Origin of the sequence: Trueperella bialowiezensis (assembly GCF_900637955.1) — a bacterium.
Classification (GTDB): Bacteria; Actinomycetota; Actinomycetes; order Actinomycetales; family Actinomycetaceae; genus Trueperella; species Trueperella bialowiezensis.
In genome coordinates this window covers 124,558-143,085 of the sequence record NZ_LR134476.1, presented here as the reverse complement: position 1 = coordinate 143,085, position 18,528 = coordinate 124,558, and the positions used below count along the sequence as shown (strand labels likewise).

General features: G+C 58.6%; 15 protein-coding genes. 14 read left to right on the top strand and 1 reads right to left on the bottom strand.

The features are described 5' to 3' along the window. Positions 1-40: 40 nt before the first annotated feature. The 13 genes from alaS (at position 41) to mihF (ending at position 15,910) form a co-directional block, all read left to right on the top strand. Positions 41-2,707: an alanine--tRNA ligase gene (alaS, locus tag EL234_RS00670; protein ID WP_126415663.1), complete on the top strand. Its 2,667-nt coding sequence runs from the start codon at positions 41-43 to the stop codon at positions 2,705-2,707. Next, on the top strand, positions 2,704-3,192 hold the full coding sequence (gene ruvX, locus EL234_RS00665; RefSeq protein ID WP_126415662.1) for a Holliday junction resolvase RuvX: 489 nt from the start codon (positions 2,704-2,706) through the stop codon (positions 3,190-3,192). Before alaS ends, ruvX begins: the two co-directional genes overlap by 4 nt. A gap of 1 nt (position 3,193) precedes the next feature. Then, complete coding sequence (gene mltG / locus EL234_RS00660; RefSeq protein WP_164712257.1) at positions 3,194-4,342, top strand: endolytic transglycosylase MltG; 1,149 nt, start codon at positions 3,194-3,196, stop codon at positions 4,340-4,342. Positions 4,343-4,419: 77 nt separating this feature from the next. Then, positions 4,420-5,046, top strand: a complete 627-nt coding sequence (locus EL234_RS00655; RefSeq protein ID WP_126415660.1) for a hypothetical protein — start codon at positions 4,420-4,422, stop codon at positions 5,044-5,046. 50 nt (positions 5,047-5,096) lie between these two features. Next, positions 5,097-5,660 carry a hypothetical protein gene (locus EL234_RS00650; RefSeq protein WP_126415659.1) on the top strand — a complete coding sequence of 188 codons (564 nt, stop codon included), beginning with the start codon at positions 5,097-5,099 and terminating at the stop codon, positions 5,658-5,660. 37 nt (positions 5,661-5,697) lie between these two features. Next, a complete protein-coding gene (gene aroC / locus EL234_RS00645; protein ID WP_126415658.1) occupies positions 5,698-6,912 on the top strand; it encodes a chorismate synthase in 1,215 nt (404 codons plus the stop codon). Continuing rightward, the gene (aroB, locus tag EL234_RS00640) at positions 6,913-8,478 is read left to right on the top strand and encodes a 3-dehydroquinate synthase (RefSeq protein WP_126415657.1); all 1,566 of its coding nucleotides are present in this window, start codon (positions 6,913-6,915) and stop codon (positions 8,476-8,478) included. Beyond that, positions 8,475-9,020 carry a shikimate kinase gene (locus EL234_RS00635; protein ID WP_126415656.1) on the top strand — a complete coding sequence of 182 codons (546 nt, stop codon included), beginning with the start codon at positions 8,475-8,477 and terminating at the stop codon, positions 9,018-9,020. Before aroB ends, EL234_RS00635 begins: the two co-directional genes overlap by 4 nt. A 124-nt stretch (positions 9,021-9,144) precedes the next feature. Then, positions 9,145-10,980, top strand: a complete 1,836-nt coding sequence (locus EL234_RS00630; protein ID WP_197718445.1) for a heavy metal translocating P-type ATPase — start codon at positions 9,145-9,147, stop codon at positions 10,978-10,980. Between the two features lie 93 nt (positions 10,981-11,073). After that, entirely contained in the window at positions 11,074-11,631 is a 558-nt protein-coding gene (gene efp, locus EL234_RS00625; RefSeq protein WP_126415654.1) for an elongation factor P, read from the top strand. After that, a complete protein-coding gene (locus tag EL234_RS00620) occupies positions 11,631-12,146 on the top strand; it encodes a transcription antitermination protein NusB (protein WP_126415653.1) in 516 nt (171 codons plus the stop codon). The genes efp and EL234_RS00620 overlap by 1 nt, the downstream gene beginning before the upstream one ends. 8 nt (positions 12,147-12,154) lie before the next feature. Beyond that, positions 12,155-15,424: a carbamoyl-phosphate synthase large subunit gene (carB, locus tag EL234_RS00615; RefSeq protein ID WP_126415652.1), complete on the top strand. Its 3,270-nt coding sequence runs from the start codon at positions 12,155-12,157 to the stop codon at positions 15,422-15,424. 174 nt (positions 15,425-15,598) lie between these two features. Continuing rightward, a complete protein-coding gene (mihF, locus tag EL234_RS00610; protein ID WP_126415651.1) occupies positions 15,599-15,910 on the top strand; it encodes an integration host factor, actinobacterial type in 312 nt (103 codons plus the stop codon). Between the two features lie 66 nt (positions 15,911-15,976). Here mihF and EL234_RS00605 read toward each other — a convergent pair whose 3' ends face one another. Continuing rightward, positions 15,977-17,719 carry a hypothetical protein gene (locus EL234_RS00605; RefSeq protein ID WP_126415650.1) on the bottom strand — a complete coding sequence of 581 codons (1,743 nt, stop codon included), beginning with the start codon at positions 17,717-17,719 and terminating at the stop codon, positions 15,977-15,979. 210 nt (positions 17,720-17,929) lie between these two features. Here EL234_RS00605 and gmk point away from each other — a divergent pair, with 210 nt between their 5' ends. Continuing rightward, the gene (gmk, locus tag EL234_RS00600; protein WP_126415649.1) at positions 17,930-18,484 is read left to right on the top strand and encodes a guanylate kinase; all 555 of its coding nucleotides are present in this window, start codon (positions 17,930-17,932) and stop codon (positions 18,482-18,484) included. The last annotated feature ends 44 nt before the right edge of the window (positions 18,485-18,528 follow it).

The following is an 18,528-nucleotide window of genomic DNA, read 5'->3' as shown; positions in this document are numbered from 1 at the left end:
ACTTGAGGCGAATACGCCTAAGCATTAGTACAGGAGCAAGATGCGCACCTCAGAGATTCGTCAGCGTTGGCTCGATTACTTCCGCAAGCACGATCACGTGATTGCGGAGTCCGTGCCGCTCGTTTCGCCGGATCCGTCGATTCTTTTCACGATTGCCGGCATGGTCCCGTTCATTCCCTACATTGTGGGAACAGAGGAAGCACCATTCCCGCGAGCCGCATCGGTCCAAAAGTGCATTCGTACGAACGACATCGATAACGTTGGGCGTACCACCCGCCATGGCACGTTCTTCCAGATGTGCGGTAATTTTTCATTCGGCGACTACTTCAAGGAAGGCGCTATTGATTTGGCCTTCGGCCTGCTGACCAGCTCGGTCGACGACGGCGGGTACGGCCTGGAAAAAGAACGATTGTGGGTGACGATCTGGGAAGAAGACGACGTTGCCTACAATCATCTTGTCGACAAGATCGGGCTTGATCCGGCGCGAATCGTCAAGCTCACCAGGGAAGAGAACTTTTGGTCGACCGGCCAGCCGGGCCCTGCAGGCCCGTGTGCTGAAATCCATTACGACCGCGGGCCAGAATATGGTCCGGAAGCAGTGGGCGGCAACGTCGATCCGGGCGGTGACCGCTACCTGGAGATCTGGAACCTCGTATTCGACGAGTTCTTGCGCGGTGAAGGTCAGGGTCAAGATTACCCGCTAATTGGCAGGCTCGATCAGACGGCAATCGATACGGGCGCTGGTCTCGAACGTATTGCTTACCTGCTCCAGGGTAAAGACAACATGTATGAGATCGACGAGGTTTTCCCCGTCATCGCCGCCACCGAAAAGCTGACGGGCAAAAAGTATGGCGCAGATGAGGAAGACGACGTTCGGATGCGTATCATCGCCGATCACGTGCGTTCCTCGCTCATGCTTATCAACGACGGCGTTCGCCCAGGTAACGATGGGCGCGGTTACGTTTTGCGCCGGCTTATTCGGCGGGCTGTGCGCTCGGTACGTTTGCTAGGTTACGACGGCGTCGCACTCCCGGAGCTTTTACCGGTGTCGATGAATGCGATGAAAGAGTCGTATCCCGAGGTTGAGCATAATTTCGACATGATTTCGAAGGTTGCCTACACGGAGGAGCAAGCTTTCCGGCGCACGCTCGAATCGGGCACAGCTATCTTCGATATTGCTGTGAAGAAGTCGAAGAAGGAAGGCAGTGAACTTCCCGGTGATACGGCGTTCACGCTTCACGATACCTACGGTTTCCCTATCGATCTCACGTTGGAGATGGCCCATGAAGCCGGAGTCGAGGTTGATGAGGCCGGATTCCGTCGCCTCATGCAGGAACAGAAGGATCGCGCCCGCGCGGATGCTCTAGCAAAGAAGACTGGGCACGTGGACGCTTCGACCTACCATCAGATTGAAGCAAACACCGGGGGTGCTACCCACTTCCTCGGGTACACAGACTATTCTGCCGACGGCAAGGTTGTGGCACTTTTGCAAGACGGCCAGCCGGTGCCGGCTGCGGAAGCTCCCGCGAACGTGGAGGTTGTGCTTGATCAGACCCCGTTCTGGGCTGAACAGGGCGGCCAGCTGGCCGACCACGGCACGATTTCCGTTGCAGGCGGCGGAATGATCGAAGTCGACGACGTACAGATGCCGATCAAGGGCCTGTTCGTGCACCGTGCGCGCCTGACTGAAGGCTCGGTCGCAGTGGGGGACTCGGTCTTTTCTCAGATTGATGTGGATCGCCGCGAACAGATTGCGCGTGCTCACACGTCCACGCACATGGTGCACCAGGTGATCCGTGAAACTCTGGGCGATCAAGCAACTCAGGCCGGCTCAGAGAATTCGCCGTCGGCACTCCGGTTCGACTTCCGCCACGGCGAGCAAGTAGCAGATGATGTTATGCGCGACATGGAAACGGAGATCAACTCGAAGCTACGCGATAACCTAGAAGTCACCGACGAGGTGATGAGCCTCGATGAGGCAAAGAAGATGGGCGCCATGGCCCTCTTCGGTGAGAAGTACGGTAACGAAGTCCGCGTGGTGTCGATCGGCGGGCCGTGGAGCCGAGAGCTGTGCGCTGGTACCCACGTAGCTTCCACCGGTGAGATCGGGCTTATCACGCTGCTGAGCGAATCCTCGATCGGTTCGGGAGTGCGCCGCGTTGAGGCACTCGTCGGCAAGGGAGCATACACGGCCGGGCAGAAGGAACGAGCCTTGGTTAACCAGCTGACGGGCCGGCTGCGCGTACGCCCCGAAGAGCTACCCGAGCATATTGACGGCCTGCTTGCCAAGATTAAGAGCGCCGAAAAGGAGCTTGCGGCCATGCGTGCCGAAAAGCTGACGGCCAGCCTTGGATCGCTCGTAGAGGGGCGCAAGGATATCAATGGTATCGCCGTTATCGCTCACGATTTCGGTACGGACGCCGATGCCAACGAGGCGCGCCAGATGGCCACCCAGCTTCGCGAACGTCTAGGCACGCAACCCGGCGTCGTCGCGGTCACTGCGATTGCGAAGGGGCGTCCGTCCGTCGTCGTCGCCACAAACGAAGGTGCTCGCGAACGCGGCATTAAAGCTGGAGCCTTGGTCACCCTCGCAGCGAAGGTACTTGGCGGCGGAGGCGGCGGCAAGGACGACATGGCACAGGGCGGCGGCTCGGATGCAAGCAAGACGCGCGAAGCCCTCGACCAGATCGTGGCGCAGATCGGATAAGTGTGCGTAACGGTATTCGTATTGGGGTAGACGTGGGTAAGGCCCGAGTTGGCGTTGCACGGAGCGACGCTGCCGGGATCCTCGCCACCCCATACGAGACGATGCCGGCGGGTCATCGGGCGCTCAACGGCGTCGCTAAACTTGTACGCGACACGTCCGCTTTGGAAGTCATTGTTGGATTGCCGTTAAACATGGACGGTTCTGAAGGTGCGGCAGCGAAAGACGCCCGCCGATGGGCGCAGCGGCTTGCACGGAAAATTCTTCCGGTTCCCGTGCGCGTCGTAGACGAACGGCTCAGTACGGTCCAAGCACACCGGCAATTACGCGAAGCAGGATTAAAAGAGATCTCGCATAAAAGAGTCATTGATCAGGCCGCAGCAGTTATCATTTTAGAACAGGCACTCGAGCTAGAGCGTACATCTGGCGAAGCTCCCGGCGAGGTCATCAGCCTCAATGCCGGTGGTGAGCCGGTTGTGGAGGAATAGCGTGAGCGAACTATTTGACGAATTACCCGATAGCAAAAAGCGCACCGAGAAGAACGTGGGCGCCCGTCGAGTTGACCAGCGAAAGAAACTCAGGCGCACGTCCCTCGTACTATTTCTCGCCGTTTTTCTCATCGTCTGTTCGGCGATGGTCGCCTGGCCGCACGTGCGCGATCTGCTCAACCTCAACGGGTCCGTAGCAGAAGACTATGCAGGTGAAGGCACAGAACCCGTCGTCGTCATGATTCCGGAGAATTCGACGGGCGCAGATATCGGAGCAATACTCGTCGGTAGCGACGTCGTCGCGTCCCAGGAAGCGTTCATTAAGGCTTACAACGCCGATCGGCGAGCGTCGTCCATCCAAGCGGGAAGCTATGCACTAAAACGGCAGATGTCGGCCTCGGCGGCACTGGCTGCGATGCTCGATCCCAGTAGTCGAGCAGAAGTATCCGTGACTATTCCAGAGGGTTTTACAACGCAACAGGTCGCCGCACGCCTCGTTAACGTCATGGGATATGACGCGGCCGACGTGGACGCCCTGTTGGCTGACCCAGCATCCTTGGGACTACCTGCCCAGGCAGGTGGAAACGTGGAGGGCTGGATCGCTCCGCTTACCTACCAATTCACACCGGACACCACCGCTGAACAGGCACTGTCCACGATGGTGGGCCACCGCGTATCGGAAATGAAAGAAACTGGCATCCCCGAAGATCAGTGGCAACGCACGATCACGGTTGCCTCGATCGTCGAACGCGAAGTGAATTGGCCGGAGTACTATGGCCAGGTTGCCCGGGTGATCGAAAATCGTATCGCTGACACGAGTGAAGTCGGCGGACGCCTGCAAATGGACTCAACCGTGCTGTACGCCGTCGGAAAGACTGGCGGAGTTCCCACCAAGGCGGAACTGGAAACCGATAGTCCTTACAACACGTACCTGAATCCGGGTCTGCCACCAGGGCCGATCTCGAATCCGAGTCTCGACGTGATTAAGGCATCGCATAACCCGCCGGCAGGAGACTGGCTCTACTTCGTCACCGTCAACTTTGATACCGGAGAAACAAAATTCTCGAACAACTTGCAACAGCACAACGTGTATGTTGAGCAGCTTCGTGAATGGATTGCTGCCAATCCGCAAGAAGGGCAGGACGGTTGACCTTCGGGGTTGTTGGCTTAGATCCGGCACCGTTCCGGATCGGCGGCCAGGTGGACGCCCGGAATAACACTGGCGACTTGACACGCTTTGTCAACGAGTTTGCGGAATATACCGGTTTTGCTTGTCCGCCGAGTTCGGATCCCGCGTTGCGAGCGGCGTGCGATTTCGTTGACGGAATTGCCGGACGGACCGGAGTGCTCGACACGATTCTTTTCCAACCAACCGGCGCGTCTCAATTAGTTGTTGGTTTTGCAGCGTTGCCCGGTGCGTTGGGACGAGCGATGACGGACGTGCTAGGTGTTCATTCAGGACGCGCACGTCCAAGGTCGAGCGTTCTCATCGCTGGTGGAGGCGAATTGGCCGCGTGTGCGATAGCGGCCGCAGTGCAACACGGCTACTCCCACATCACGGTTGCGTCTGACCAACCAGGATTAGCAATGAGCGCCGCGCACAGAATGGGTGTTGATATCGACGTCGTCAAACTGAGCCGGCTACACCGCCCTGCGGTTGATCTGCTTATCAATACGATCGAAGAACCGATTGACGCTGAGCCTGCGGCAGTGTGCGATATGACCGGCGCGTGGGAAGGGTGTGGCGAGCCGTACGTGTGTGCAGCTGACATTACCGCTCATCAGCGTCAAGACCAGATCCGCGTGCTCACCGGCAAAAATCCACAGCTGGAACACGTGCGTGCAGCGATATGACGCTGTGGAGAACCTAGCCTGCGTGGCTGGCAATTAGGTACCGTGAAACCATGTCATCACACCCGCTTCTTTACGGCGCCGCATCAAACTCGCGGGCAGCGTTTCTTGCTTTCATAGTTGCGGGTACGACGTTCGCCGTGGCCGCTATTCCTGCACCGGACACCGCGAGTGGCTGGTTGGCAGCCGCATTAGCGGGCCTATTTTATGCCCCGCTTGCGATTAACGCACTCATTGATGTGCATGCACACGTGCTGCTGAAGAACTGGACTCACCTAGCCGGTGCGGTGTGCTTCGGTGCACTATGGATCGGGCCTTATCCCTTGCGCTCAATAGCGGCCGCGATCGCATTCGCCATCTTTTTCGTGCCCGTGGCAAAACTATCACGTGGCAACTTGCTCGGTATGGGAGACGCCCGGCTCCTCGTGGTGCTTGCAGGGTGGAACGGGCTGTGGTCTGAACAAGGACCGCTCACAATGGTGGCCGTAGCTTTCGGAGCACACACCCTGTTTGTGTTGGGCAAATCCTTGTTCGCCAAAGTGACCTTGCACAGCCGCCATCCGCTTGGCCCATGGCTGGTCGGTGGATCATGGTTGGCGTGGGCGCTCGTGGCGTGAATTCCCACGTGTGCAAAAGAACTGGCACAATAAAGGCATGATTCGGTGGAGTACAGCAGGGGAATCCCACGGCCAGGCACTTATCGCCCTTTTTGAAGGTATGCCAGCGGGAGTTGCCGTGACGAGCAAGGACATCGCCCATGCCCTATGGCGGAGGCGTTTGGGCTACGGGCGCGGCTCACGGCAAAAGTTTGAACAAGACGAGCTGACAATCCTGTCAGGTATACGCCACGGCCGTACCTTGGGTTCTCCCATTGCGGTACAGATTGGAAATTCTGAATGGCCCAAGTGGGAAGTGGTCATGAGCGCTGATCCTGTGCCGCCCGAAGCTCTGCTCATCGACGCCGGTACCGGAGACGAACGTGAGGTCTCGCGCAACAAACCTCTCACACGGCCACGCCCCGGGCATGCGGATTTGGTTGGCATGAACAAATACGGTTTTGATTCGGCTCGCGAAGTCCTCGAACGGGCATCCGCGCGCGAAACCGCTGCCCGAGTGGCGCTCGGCGAGCTTGCGAAACAGCTGCTCAGGCAAGCCGCGGGTGTCGAGGTCGTTTCCCATGTTGTGGGGATGGGAAGCGTCAGAGCGCCAGAAGATCTATCTTTGCCCAGGCCCGCAGACGCGGACGCACTCGATGATAGCGACGTACGCCAACTTGATCGCGAGCTTGCCGCACGTTTTCGCGCCGAGGTTGACGAGGCGAAAGCCGATGCGGACACGCTGGGCGGCGTCGTCGAAGTAGTGGCGTGGAATGTGCCGCAGGGCCTGGGGACGTACGTGCGCGGGCAGGATCGTATCGATGCCCGCCTTGCAGGTGCGCTCATGTCCATTCAGGCCGTCAAGGGTGTGGAGATCGGCGATGGCTTTGAGACGGCGCGGCGTCGTGGTTCTCGTGCACACGATGAGATCTATCGTGAATCAGGAACTATTTCGCGTTCTACAAACCGAGCCGGCGGTATCGAGGGTGGGATGACGAACGGCGAACCCGTCGTCGCCCGGGTGGCCTACAAACCTATTTCCACCGTGCCGCGCGCGCTTTCTACAATCGACACGGATACGGGTGAGCCCGCGACGGCGCTCCACCAACGCTCCGACACGACCGCCGTCGTGCCCGGGGCCGTCATCGCCGAGGCGATGGTGGCGCTCGTCCTCGCGCAGGCGCTCGTGGAGAAGTTCGGCGGCGATTCCCTGGCCGAGATCCGGCGCAACATCGACTCGTGGTGGAGCCACATTCCAGAGGTGCGCAGGTAGATGGCTCCTCGTGCAATATTTATTGGAATGCCCGGTGCCGGAAAGTCCACTGTTGGGCGGCGCGTGGCAAAAGAGCTGGGCGCCGAGTTTCGTGACTCGGATGAACTTATCGTCGAACGCACAGGGCGTAGCATCGACTCGCTTTTCGCGACCCTCGGTGAGAACGGTTTTCGTCAGATCGAAGCGGACGCTATTGCTTGGGCAATCCGGGAATTTGACGGCGTGCTCGCACTCGGCGGCGGGGCAGTGCTCCACCCCGGCACCCGTTCGTTGCTGGCTGACCAACAGGTTGTGCTCATCGAAGCCAGTGATGACGAGCTGGTCCGGCGGGTGACTCATTCACGTACGATACGACCGTTGCTTAAGAACGATCCGCGGGCGTCCATCAAGCGCTTACGCAGGCAACGATCAACGATTTATCACAGCGTGGCAAGCTACGTTGTCTTATCCGATGCGCGTCCAGTTGGCCGCGTTGTTGACGAGGTGGTGGAACATTTGACTGCACAGTTGGCGCGAATCACGGTTCGCGGTGATGTTGATTATGACGTGACGATTGGCAGTGATTTAGCGAGCGAAGTTGTTCGATTAGCTGCCACCCGCGCGGGAGCGCTCGTCGTGTTCACCGAACACGTGCGCACTTACGCGGATGCCATCATTACCGAGCTGAAAATTGCGGACGTGCCCGTACACCCGTTTGTCATCCCGCCCGGCGAAGAGAGCAAGACCGCCGAGGTTCTTATTGACGGATGGCGAGCAGCAGGCGACGCGGGCCTTGGGCGCGACGGCGTGGTGATCGCCGTCGGCGGGGGAGCGACGACTGACATGGCCGGCTTTCTCGCCGCTACCTGGTTACGCGGGGTACCCGTTATCCAGGTGCCCACCACGTTGCTTGCCATGGTGGACGCGGCTGTTGGTGGGAAGACGGGCATTAACTCCGACCACGGTAAGAATATGGTGGGCGCGTTTCATCCTCCGCTGGCAGTGTTCGCAGATGTGGGCACGCTCGCCACGCTTGATGAGGCTGAGATTCGTGCTGGTATGGGGGAGGTCGCCAAATGCGGCTTCATCGCTGATGACCAGATCACCCGGATCATCCGCGAATCTTCCGATCCGACCACGGGAAGTGATCTTTTCGAACTTATTTCACGTTCGGTCCAGGTCAAAGCGGACATCGTGTCGGCAGATCTGCGTGAGTCTGGCCAGCGCGAATTTTTGAACTACGGGCATACGCTCGCTCACGCGATTGAGCTCAGTTCGAACTATTCGATCAGGCATGGGGAAGCGGTTGCGATTGGGTGTGTGTTTGCGGCTGCGCTTTCGGTAGCTGCTGGAATTGGACCGGCCGGGCTCGCCGACCACCACCGGGAAATATTGCTCAAGCTGGGCCTACCTGTGTCCCATTCTGGAGTGAGCAGGCAGACCCTCCTTGACATCATGTACTCGGATAAGAAAGTTCGTTCAGGCCAGTTGAGATTCGTAGTCCTTTCCGAATTGGGTTCGCCGCAGATCCTGGTTGCACCGAGCGAGCAGCAACTTGACGCAGCCTTCACCGAGGTTGGTCTGTGAGCGCAATCATTTTGGTCGGTGCGTCCGGAACAGGGAAAAGTTCGATCGTGCGCGAACTGGGTAAGCGCGGATGGGTGGCTGGCGACGTCGACCACGTCGTAGCTAGCCAGGCCGGTATGAATGTGACCGACTATTACCTATCTATTGAACCGGGCACGCGGAATGCCACAATCCGTGAGGCGCTCAATGGCTTCTTCGACGACATTGCGTCCGAGCCTGCCGAACGTTGGGCGTTAGCGATTCCGTCAGAGGTTTTTAGCGGAAAGTATGACGCCGAATTTGCTGCGGAGCGTGACCGGTTAGGCAAGCTACCGGATGCGATTGTGGTGCACCTGAGGGCAGATCTGTCTACTCTGGTCACCCGCAACGGGCTCATCGGCCCCAGATCGGGCGCGATGATCATGCCGCGCAAAGAATTTCGCCAGATGTTGCACCAGCGCGAGCCCTCATACGCGGCAGTTGCCACACACGAGTGTGACACGACTACAATGACCCCCGAGCAGGCCGCTGATCATATCTTAAGCTTTACACAAAGCCGCTAAACTGCGGACTAAGGGTTTCCTTACCATATCACAGGAGAGCCTTACCTTCGTTGTTTTTGGATTGACTCCAAAATAACATGGAGGCATGCGGCAGATAAAGAAATTCTTCACTAGGTATCCACTCGTGGCACTCGTGGCTATCACGGCAGCCATCGGAATCATTCTCGAGGCCACTGGCAACAACGGCGCTGCCCGGGTGGTCGTGTCCGCTGTTGCGGGCTTCATTGCGATCTTGCAGTTTAAGGGCATGGTTGACACGCTGCGCGAGGGCAGCTTCGGAATTGACATCCTCGCGGTTACTGCGATTGCCTCGACGATTATCGTTGGTGAATACTGGGCGGCGCTCGTCGTGTGCCTCATGCTGACGGGCGGAGAGGGACTCGAGGACTATGCGGAAAACCGGGCCGGCGCCGAGCTCACCTCCCTTTTGGAGGGTGCGCCAACCGTTGCGTACCTGAAAACGCCTGAGGGAGTGAAGGAAATCGACGTCGACGCCGTCGAGATCGGCAACCGGCTTGTGGTGCGCCCACACGAAATCGTACCCGTTGACTGCCTGCTGGAATCGGACAGCGCGCTGCTGGACGAAAGCCAGCTGACCGGCGAGTCGCTACCCGTACAGCACACGCGCGGCGAAGCAATCATGTCGGGTGCTCTCAACGGCGCAGCAACCATCGAGGTCGTCGCGAAGGCGACTGCTGCCGATTCGCAGTACCAGCGAATCGTGTCGCTCGTGAACGAAGCTCGCGAATCGAAGGCTCCGTTCGTCCGCCTCGCAGATAGGGTTGCGGTGCCGTTCACGCTCATCGCATTCCTCATCGCGGGTGCTGCTTGGGCGCTTTCGGGAGATCCGATGCGTTTCGCACAGGTGCTTGTGGTCGCAACACCATGCCCGCTCATTATCGCCGCTCCGGTTGCGTTCATGGCCGGCATGTCGCGTGCCGCGCGCACTGGTCTTATTGTGAAGAATGCCGGCACGATTGAAAAGATTTCCAAGGTCAAAACTGTTGCCTTCGACAAGACGGGTACGTTGACCCGCGGCGAGCCACAGATTCAAGTGGTTGATTCGCACATGGACGAAGAAGTTTTGCTGCGCTATGCCGCGAGCGCGGAAATGTATTCTTCTCATCCGCTTGCCGAAGCGATTGTCGAGGCCGCGGGTCGCGATGTGCCCCACCCGGTTGACGCTCAGGAAATTCCGGCGCAGGGTGTACAGGCCACCGTGGATGGCAAGGTGGTTCGCGTGGGCAAGTACGGCTTCGTCACGGGCACTGGCGAGCCGGCTACTCACGTGGCAGAACCTGGACGTTCCTCGGTTTACGTGAGTATCGACGGCGAACTAGCCGGCAGAATCGAGATGAGTGATCCGATTCGCCCAGAAACCCCGACCGCCCTGGCGGCCGTCCGCGAGGCCGGAATTGCGAACACTGCAATGTTGACTGGCGATGCGGAAGAGACCGCGATAAGGGTGGCAGACGAGCTTGGTATCGACACGGTTCATGGCGGCCTGCTACCGGAAGATAAGGTGACTGCGATCCGTCAGTTGCAACCCGAACCTGTGATGATGGTGGGCGACGGCGTGAACGACGCTCCAGTGCTTGCAGCTTCGGATGTGGGCGTGGCCATGGGAGCCCGCGGTTCGGCGGCGGCAGTCGAATCTGCCGACGTCGTCATCATGCTCGACGACCTCACCCGCATCCCACGCTTGCTTCTTGCGTGCCAGCGCACGATGAGAATCGCATGGCAGGCGATCGCAATCGGCGTCGGCTTCTCCGTCGTGCTCATGCTCATCGGCGCGAGCGGAATCATGCCGGCATTCGTGGGCGCCTGGATGCAGGAACTCGTTGACCTCGTGTGTATCCTGTGGGCGTTGCTAGCGGCTCGTCCGTCTCGCGAAGAACTCGCGCTATCCGCCCAGTTCGACAAGTCTGCCGAACCGAAACGTGAGCTTGTGGGCGTGTAGCTAGTCATAGCGAATATCGAAAACGGCGCTTTCACGCTATCCTTATATGCGTGAAAGCGCCGCCGCACAGCGGCATGTGAAGATTGGATAACTGTGGCAACCACCAATGATCTGAAGAACGGTATGGTCCTCAAGCTGGACAACCAGCTGTGGCAGGTAGTCGAATTCCAGCACGTTAAGCCAGGTAAAGGCCCGGCTTTCGTACGCACCAAGCTACGTAACGTCCTCACCGGTAAGCACGTGGACAAGACGATGAACGCTGGCGTTAAGGTAGAAACAGCCACCGTGGACCGCCGTGACATGCAGTACTTGTACAACGACGGCGAAGATTTCGTGTTCATGGACATGCAGACCTACGAACAGCTTCCGGTCACCGCCGAGACAATGGGCGATGCGAAGAACTTCCTTCTGGAAAACGCGACCGCCACGATTGCGATGCACGATGGCCAGGTACTGTTCGTTGAACTTCCTGCCTCCGTGGTTCTGGAAATCACGTTTACCGAGCCTGGCCTCCAGGGTGACCGTTCGAACGCGGGCACGAAGCCTGCCACCCTTGAAACGGGATACGAAATCCAGGTGCCGCTGTTCGTTGACCAGGGCACCAAGGTCAAGGTTGATACCCGCACCGGCGAATATCTCGGCCGGGCCTGATGGCACGGCGCAACCCGGATCGAAAAGGGCGCTCACTTCAACGCCAGAAGGCACTCGATGTTCTCTACGAGGCCGATCTGCGTGAACGTGACGTGCACGCGCTATTAGAAGAGCGCAAGACTATTTCCACCAACATTGTTCCGATCGGTGATTATGGAATCACGATCGTGCAGACGTACGCGGATAACGCTCCCGACGTCGATTCGATGATCGAGGCGGCCTCTCCAGATTGGTCGCTTGCGCGAATGAGTACGGTGGATCGTAACCTGTTGCGACTCGGTGCCACAGAACTCATGTTCCTCGGAATTGATGTGCCCATCGTCGTCTCTGAGATCAAGGGACTGGCACGCGATCTATCGTCCGATTCGTCGGTTGGTTTCACCATGGGTGTGCTCAACCGCGTTGGTGAGATACGCGATGCAGAAACAGCTGGCCTTGGTACCGTTGTCACAGAAGTGCCGGTCACGCCGTCGCCTGAGGACGGCGACGAGAACGGAGACAATCACGATACCTAGGAGGCTGCGTGCCCAGAAGAACAGATATTGAGTCGATCCTCGTGATCGGTTCCGGCCCGATCGTCATTGGTCAGGCATGTGAATTTGATTATTCAGGTACGCAGGCGTGCCGGGTGTTGAAAGACGAAGGCTACCGAGTGGTTCTCGTCAACTCCAACCCGGCTACCATCATGACCGACCCCGGGCTGGCCGATGCCACGTATATCGAGCCGATTACTCCCGACGTTGTCGCCTCCATTATCGAGCGGGAACGCCCCGACGCCGTGCTTGCCACGCTCGGCGGGCAAACTGCTCTCAACACTGCGATGGCGCTTCATGACAACGGGACGTTCGCGAAGTTCGGCGTGGAATTTCTTGGTGCGGACGCGCAGGCCATTCGCAAGGGCGAGGATCGCGAGGCGTTCAAGAAGGTCGTCGAGGCATGCGGCGGAGAGTCTGCTAGGTCTCATATTGCGCATTCGTTGGACGAGTGTTTCGCGGCAGCTGAAGATTTGAGATATCCGCTGGTGGTGCGCCCGTCGTTCACGATGGGCGGGCTTGGCTCGGGCTTGGCATATAATCCCGAGCAGCTCGAACGTATCGTCGGCGGCGGTTTACACCATTCGCACACGGCCGAGGTCTTGATGGAAGAGTCGATCCTGGGTTGGAAAGAACTCGAATTCGAAGTGATTCGCGATAGCGACGACGTCGGGATCCTCGTCTGTTCAATCGAGAATGTGGACCCGGTTGGTGTGCACACGGGAGATTCGATCACGGTGGCCCCGGCGCTCACGCTGAGCGACGACGAGCTGGCGCGAGCACGCGAACTGTCGATGGCGATCGTCCGCGAGGTGGGGCTGGCTGCCGGTGGATGTAATATTCAGCTCGCGATCGAACCGGATACCGGGCGCATGGTCGTCATCGAAATGAATCCGCGGGTCTCGCGCTCGTCTGCGCTCGCATCGAAGGCCACAGGCGTTCCGATTGCGAAGATTACGACGAAGCTTGCGGTGGGTTACACGCTTGCCGAGATCACGAACGATGCGACGGGGGAGCCGCTCGCCTCTGGTGATCCGGAGATCGACTACGTCGTCGTCAAGGTGCCGCGCTTTACGTTCGAAAAGTTCCCGGCAGCTGATCCTACGCTGACGACGACGATGAAGTCCGTGGGCGAAGCCATGGCACTTGGCCGCAACTTTACTGAAGCCCTACAAAAGGCCATGCGTTCAATCGACAAGAAAGGCGCGACTTTCCACTGGCAGGGCACGCCGAATCTGACCGAGCTCATGGACAGCATTGGTACGCCAACGGAAAACCGACTCGTCCAGGTGCAACAAGCACTGCGTGCCGGAGCGAGCGTGGATGAGGTGTGCGCGGCAACGGACATCACTCCGCTATTTGTAGAAGCTATTGCCACGATCAATGAGGTGGCCGATGAGATTGCCACAGCACCCGCACTGAGCGTTGACGTACTGACGCGAGCGAAGAATCACGGCTTTTCCGATCAGCAAATTGCACAGCTAAGAGGCATCGGCGAGGCGACCGTGCGCGAAGTGCGCTGGGCCTACGGGCTCCACCCGGTTTATAAGAAGGTTGACACCTACGCAGGTGCCGAAGGCGCGGAGTCGAATTATTTCTACTCGTCGTATGCGGCACAGACTGAAGTAGCGCCACGTACCAGGCCCGCGGTCATTATTTTGGGATCCGGTCCGAACCGGATCGGTCAAGGTATCGAGTTCGACTATTCGTGTGTGCAGGCCACGTTCGCGCTTGCTGGCGACTACGACACCGTCATGATCAACTGCAATCCGGAAACGGTCTCAACAGACAGCGATATTTCGGATCGGCTTTACTTTGAACCACTCACGCTTGAAGACGTGCTCGAAGTTTACCGTGCCGAAGCTGCGGCGGGGCCGATTGCCGGAGTGATCGTCCAGCTCGGAGGGCAAACCCCGCTGTCGCCGGCGAAGGATTTGGAAGCGGCCGGCGTTCCCATCGTGGGTACCTCACCTGAGGCGATCGATCTGGCAGAAGATCGTGCCCTTTTCGGATCGGTCCTCGCTAAAGCCGGCTTACAAGCTCCAGAATATGGAACTGCAGTCAGCGATGCGCAAGCGATTGAGGTTGCTGAGTCCATCGGCTATCCGGTGCTTGTCCGACCATCGTACGTGCTGGGTGGCCGCGGTATGCAGATCGTCTTCTCCCGTGAAGAACTCCTTGACTATTTGGCACGGCAAGAATCAGATCATACCGACGCCGTACGCCAGTCCGCGCCGCTGTTAATTGACCGTTTCCTTGACGACGCAATCGAGATCGACGTCGATGCCCTGTTTGACGGCGAGGAACTTTTCCTCGGCGGGGTCATGCAACACATCGAAGAAGCCGGTATTCATTCGGGGGATTCCGCCTGCGTGTTACCGCCGCTGACGATGTCCCAAACAATGATCAACAAAATATGCGCTGCGACTGAGGCGATCGCCCGCGGCGTGGGCGTGGTAGGCCTGATCAACATTCAATTCGCGATCCGCTCAGGCACCCTCTACGTGATTGAAGCCAATCCGCGCGCGTCGCGTACCGTGCCGTTCGTCTCGAAAGCCACCGGAATCTCGCTTGCACCCGCGGCCACACGGATCATGATGGGCGAGAGTATCGCCGATCTCAAGGCATGCGGAGCACTTCCGGCGGACGACGCTCGGTTACTCGACCTGGACGGTCCGATCGCGGTCAAGGAAGCAGTGCTACCTTTCCAGCGTTTTGCGACCAACAGTGGCCAGGTTGTCGACAGCGTGCTTGGCCCGGAAATGCGCTCCACGGGAGAGGTCATGGGCATCGACACCACATTCCCGGTTGCCTTTGCTAAAGCGCAAGCTGGGGCGTATGGCGGCCTGCCGACGTCGGGAAGTGTCTTCCTGTCCGTGTCCGACGCCGACAAGGCCGGCATCATCTTCCCAGCGCAACAGCTGGTCGACATGGGGTTCACGGTGTTTGCGACGGCGGGAACGTGCCGAGTGCTTGCCCGCTACGGGATTGAGGCGACGCGCGTCGAGAAGATCGCGGACAGTCCCGAACACAACGTGGTGCACCTTATTGAATCCGGGAAGATCGACATGGTCGTCAATACGCCGAACAACAAGGGCAGCCGTGCGGATGGCTACGCTATTCGCGCTGCAACTGTTGCGGCGGACTTGCCGATTATGACGACGATCGCCGAATTTGGTGCCGCCGTTCAGGCGATAAAGGATCAACGCAAAAAGGATTTCAGCGTGCGGACGATCCAAGAGTATTACCGCGGAAAATAGTCAAACTTTGTTTGCGTAATGCCCTAGCGTGTCGGCAACGAGCAAAAAACAGGCCGCTGACCTGTGCAAACATTTAACAGTAAAATGACCTTTTCGAATTGGCGTTAAATTGCGGAACTTTGCGCCGATGAACGCTATATTTGCGGTAACAAAGTTCGTCTTGAGGAGAAGACCATGGCTTTACCAAATTTGACGCCCGAAGAGCGCAAGGCCGCACTCGAGAAGGCTGCTGTTGCTCGCAAGCAGCGAGCTGCTCTCAAAGAGGAATTGAAGGAGGGTCGTAAGAAGCTGTCAGAGGTTCTTGAGCTCGCGAAGAACGATCAGGTCGTTGCAAAAATGAAGGTGACCGCCCTGTTACAGGCGATGCCAGGTGTTGGCCCTGCCAAGACTGCCGCGATTATGGAGTCAGCGAAGATTTCGCCGTCGCGCCGTGTTGGCGGGCTCGGCAGGCACCAGGCACAAAAGCTCATCGATCTTTTCGGCTAAAGGTTGGAGATGAGGTAGCCACGCCAGAGCACAGGCGCCTGCGTGGCCATCCGCACCCTCGTGTGCCTACGTTGTCGATGTGTTCATTGCGGCCGACAACAGGGCGGCGTGTGCGGACGTCGCGTCGGACGATGCGTGGACACGCTCAATAGCCGACACGTAATAGTTACGGGTAGCCGTACTGATGAGCGCGTAGTCGTAGCCACTATTGGCCAGCGTGTTGGGGACGTCCACTGGGGCGCCAGCAAGTGGCACCCATTCCCTTTCGCCTTCAGAGCCGGCCAATATCCAACATGTGCATGGTTCGGCGCTGGTCGTGACAACCGTACCAACCGCCTGCCATTGATAGCCGAGCGCGGCATCGGCACTATTGCGCATCTGTGTGAGAAGTGCAGATATGTCTGTGCAGTGCTGTGCGATGACGCCACGAGAATAGGTGGGAATGGGTGTGGCCGGCCAAGGAGTCACGGATGTTCCGCTGCCATGTGTGCCATCACGGTCCTCGAGCAGGTCTGTGATTGCACGTTTCGGATCGGTCAGGTAGCTGATTGTGCCATCAGGCAGAACTAGGACGGTCTGGGTGACGGGCGTCGTTCCTGCGGTGACATTCGCCAGGCTCATGCCGATCGAAAACGCGGCATTCTTTGCCTCGTCACTGAACGACAGCTGAGTCACGGCGTGCTGGTCAAGAACGTAAAGATCCGGGCCGAAAATGTAGCTTCGAGCAGGATCAACGACCACGGCACCCGCGCGCCATTGTTCGCCGCGGGTTAGCCACAGCTCGCGTATCGCGATATCGCCCAATAATGCGAGCAGGCCCTCTGACTGCGAGGTTCGTTCGAGGCCGAGCAGTTCGTCGTCGAAAAGCTGGCGACCTACGTGCCACGGATTCGCCTGGGAGGCGACGGCAGGGAGTTCAAGGCCTGCGAGCTGGCACAGGCGAAGGAACATCGAGCGATAAGTTCCCGAGGTGATACCGTCGATAGCCGGTGGATGCTCGATGACGACGCTCTCACCACGCTCCGTGCGTAACACTAACAAGCCCTCAATCTCAGGTTCGGCCCAATCAGCAAACCATTCCTGAGCGATGTGCCGTAGCTCAGTTTTAACGCGGCCCTCGAGTACGTCTCGTTTCACGATGCCGGCGCGGGTGGCTAACGAAACAACCTCGCTATCGGCATCCACTGCGACGCTGATAGCTAGGTGACTATCTGGGCACACGTGAGCAACTGCGCGCAGTGCACGCTCGGCCAACGACTCGGTCAGCGCTTTGTTGCTAGAAGCTCGCGGGCGCAGCGCTCTAGGGTCGGCTGCGGGAGTTCCCCACCGGTCGCGGCGCGTCACCCGATGAAGCGTGCCACCAGAAGTATCTTGTCCGCGGTCTTCTGCGTAGACCACGTTTCCCATGCCGTCGCGGCGAATGTTGTGCGGGCGCGTGAACGACTCGGGAGCGGGATTAAGGAAACCTTGCTGAAATTCGGGGGCGTCGCAGGTGAATCTCGCTTGGCCGTTATCAAGATTCACGGTGACCGTGCTCCACGGCTGGACTCCAGCGCTCACGCGCGCGTGTTGCCAAGCAGCACAGATACCGCTGAACGCACCCGCCTCGGGTAAGAACACCGGCCCTGACGGATCATGTAGTTGCAGGTAATGACCTTGATCCGCGTCAGATTGCGTAACGTAAAGGGTGAGGGGAGCGGTCTCGGCGTGGGCGCGATGTCCGGCGTAGGCGGCCGGGTAGACGAGTCCAAGCAAGGCCGCGAGCGCGTGCCCGTGGCGAGTATCAATGGCAGCGATGCGTGAGTCCATAGCAACCTCCACGTCAAGCTTATCGACTACCCGGCCTCAAGGTGTATGCGACGCAATCTGAGAAATCTTTTTGCGCTATAGCCGGAGATCTTCGCGCATAAGGAAGATCTCCGGCTATAGCGTGATGAGTTTTCCGTTAGCGGCTTGATCTGCGAGGACATCGAGCAGTCTTCTTGGAAAAATTCGCACAATTCTGGCACTATTGAGGTCATGGCAAAAGCGTTCGTGCTCAGTGGACCAACCGCAGTGGGCAAGGGGACAGTCATTGGTGAGATTATGGCGACCCGCCCGGATATCTGGTTTTCGATTTCAGCAACAACACGGCCGCCCCGGCCGGGGGAGACCCACGGGGTGAACTACTATTTCGTGTCCGACGCAGAATTTGATGAGATGGTGCAATCCGGTGGCATGCTCGAATGGGCCGTCGTACATGGTCTGGCTAAATACGGCACGCCCCGCGCTCCGGTAGAGCAAGCCTTAGCAGAAGGCCGCACCGTGCTCCTTGAAGTTGATCTCGCAGGAGCCCGGCAAGTTCGAGAATCGATGCCGCAGGCGCAGCAGATTTTCCTTGCTCCGCCCTCGTGGGATGATCTTGTCCAGCGGCTACACGGCCGCGGTACTGAAAGCGAAGAAGAACAGCACCGCAGGCTACAGACCGCCAAAGTTGAACTTGCAGCAGAAGCGGAGTTTGACCACGTCGTCGTTAATTCCACAGTGGCGCAAGCCACCGCAGACCTGCTTAAAATTATCGACGAAGCCGACTAGACTAGATCGCTGATACTGTGCGTGATTCGATCAACCACGCGCGG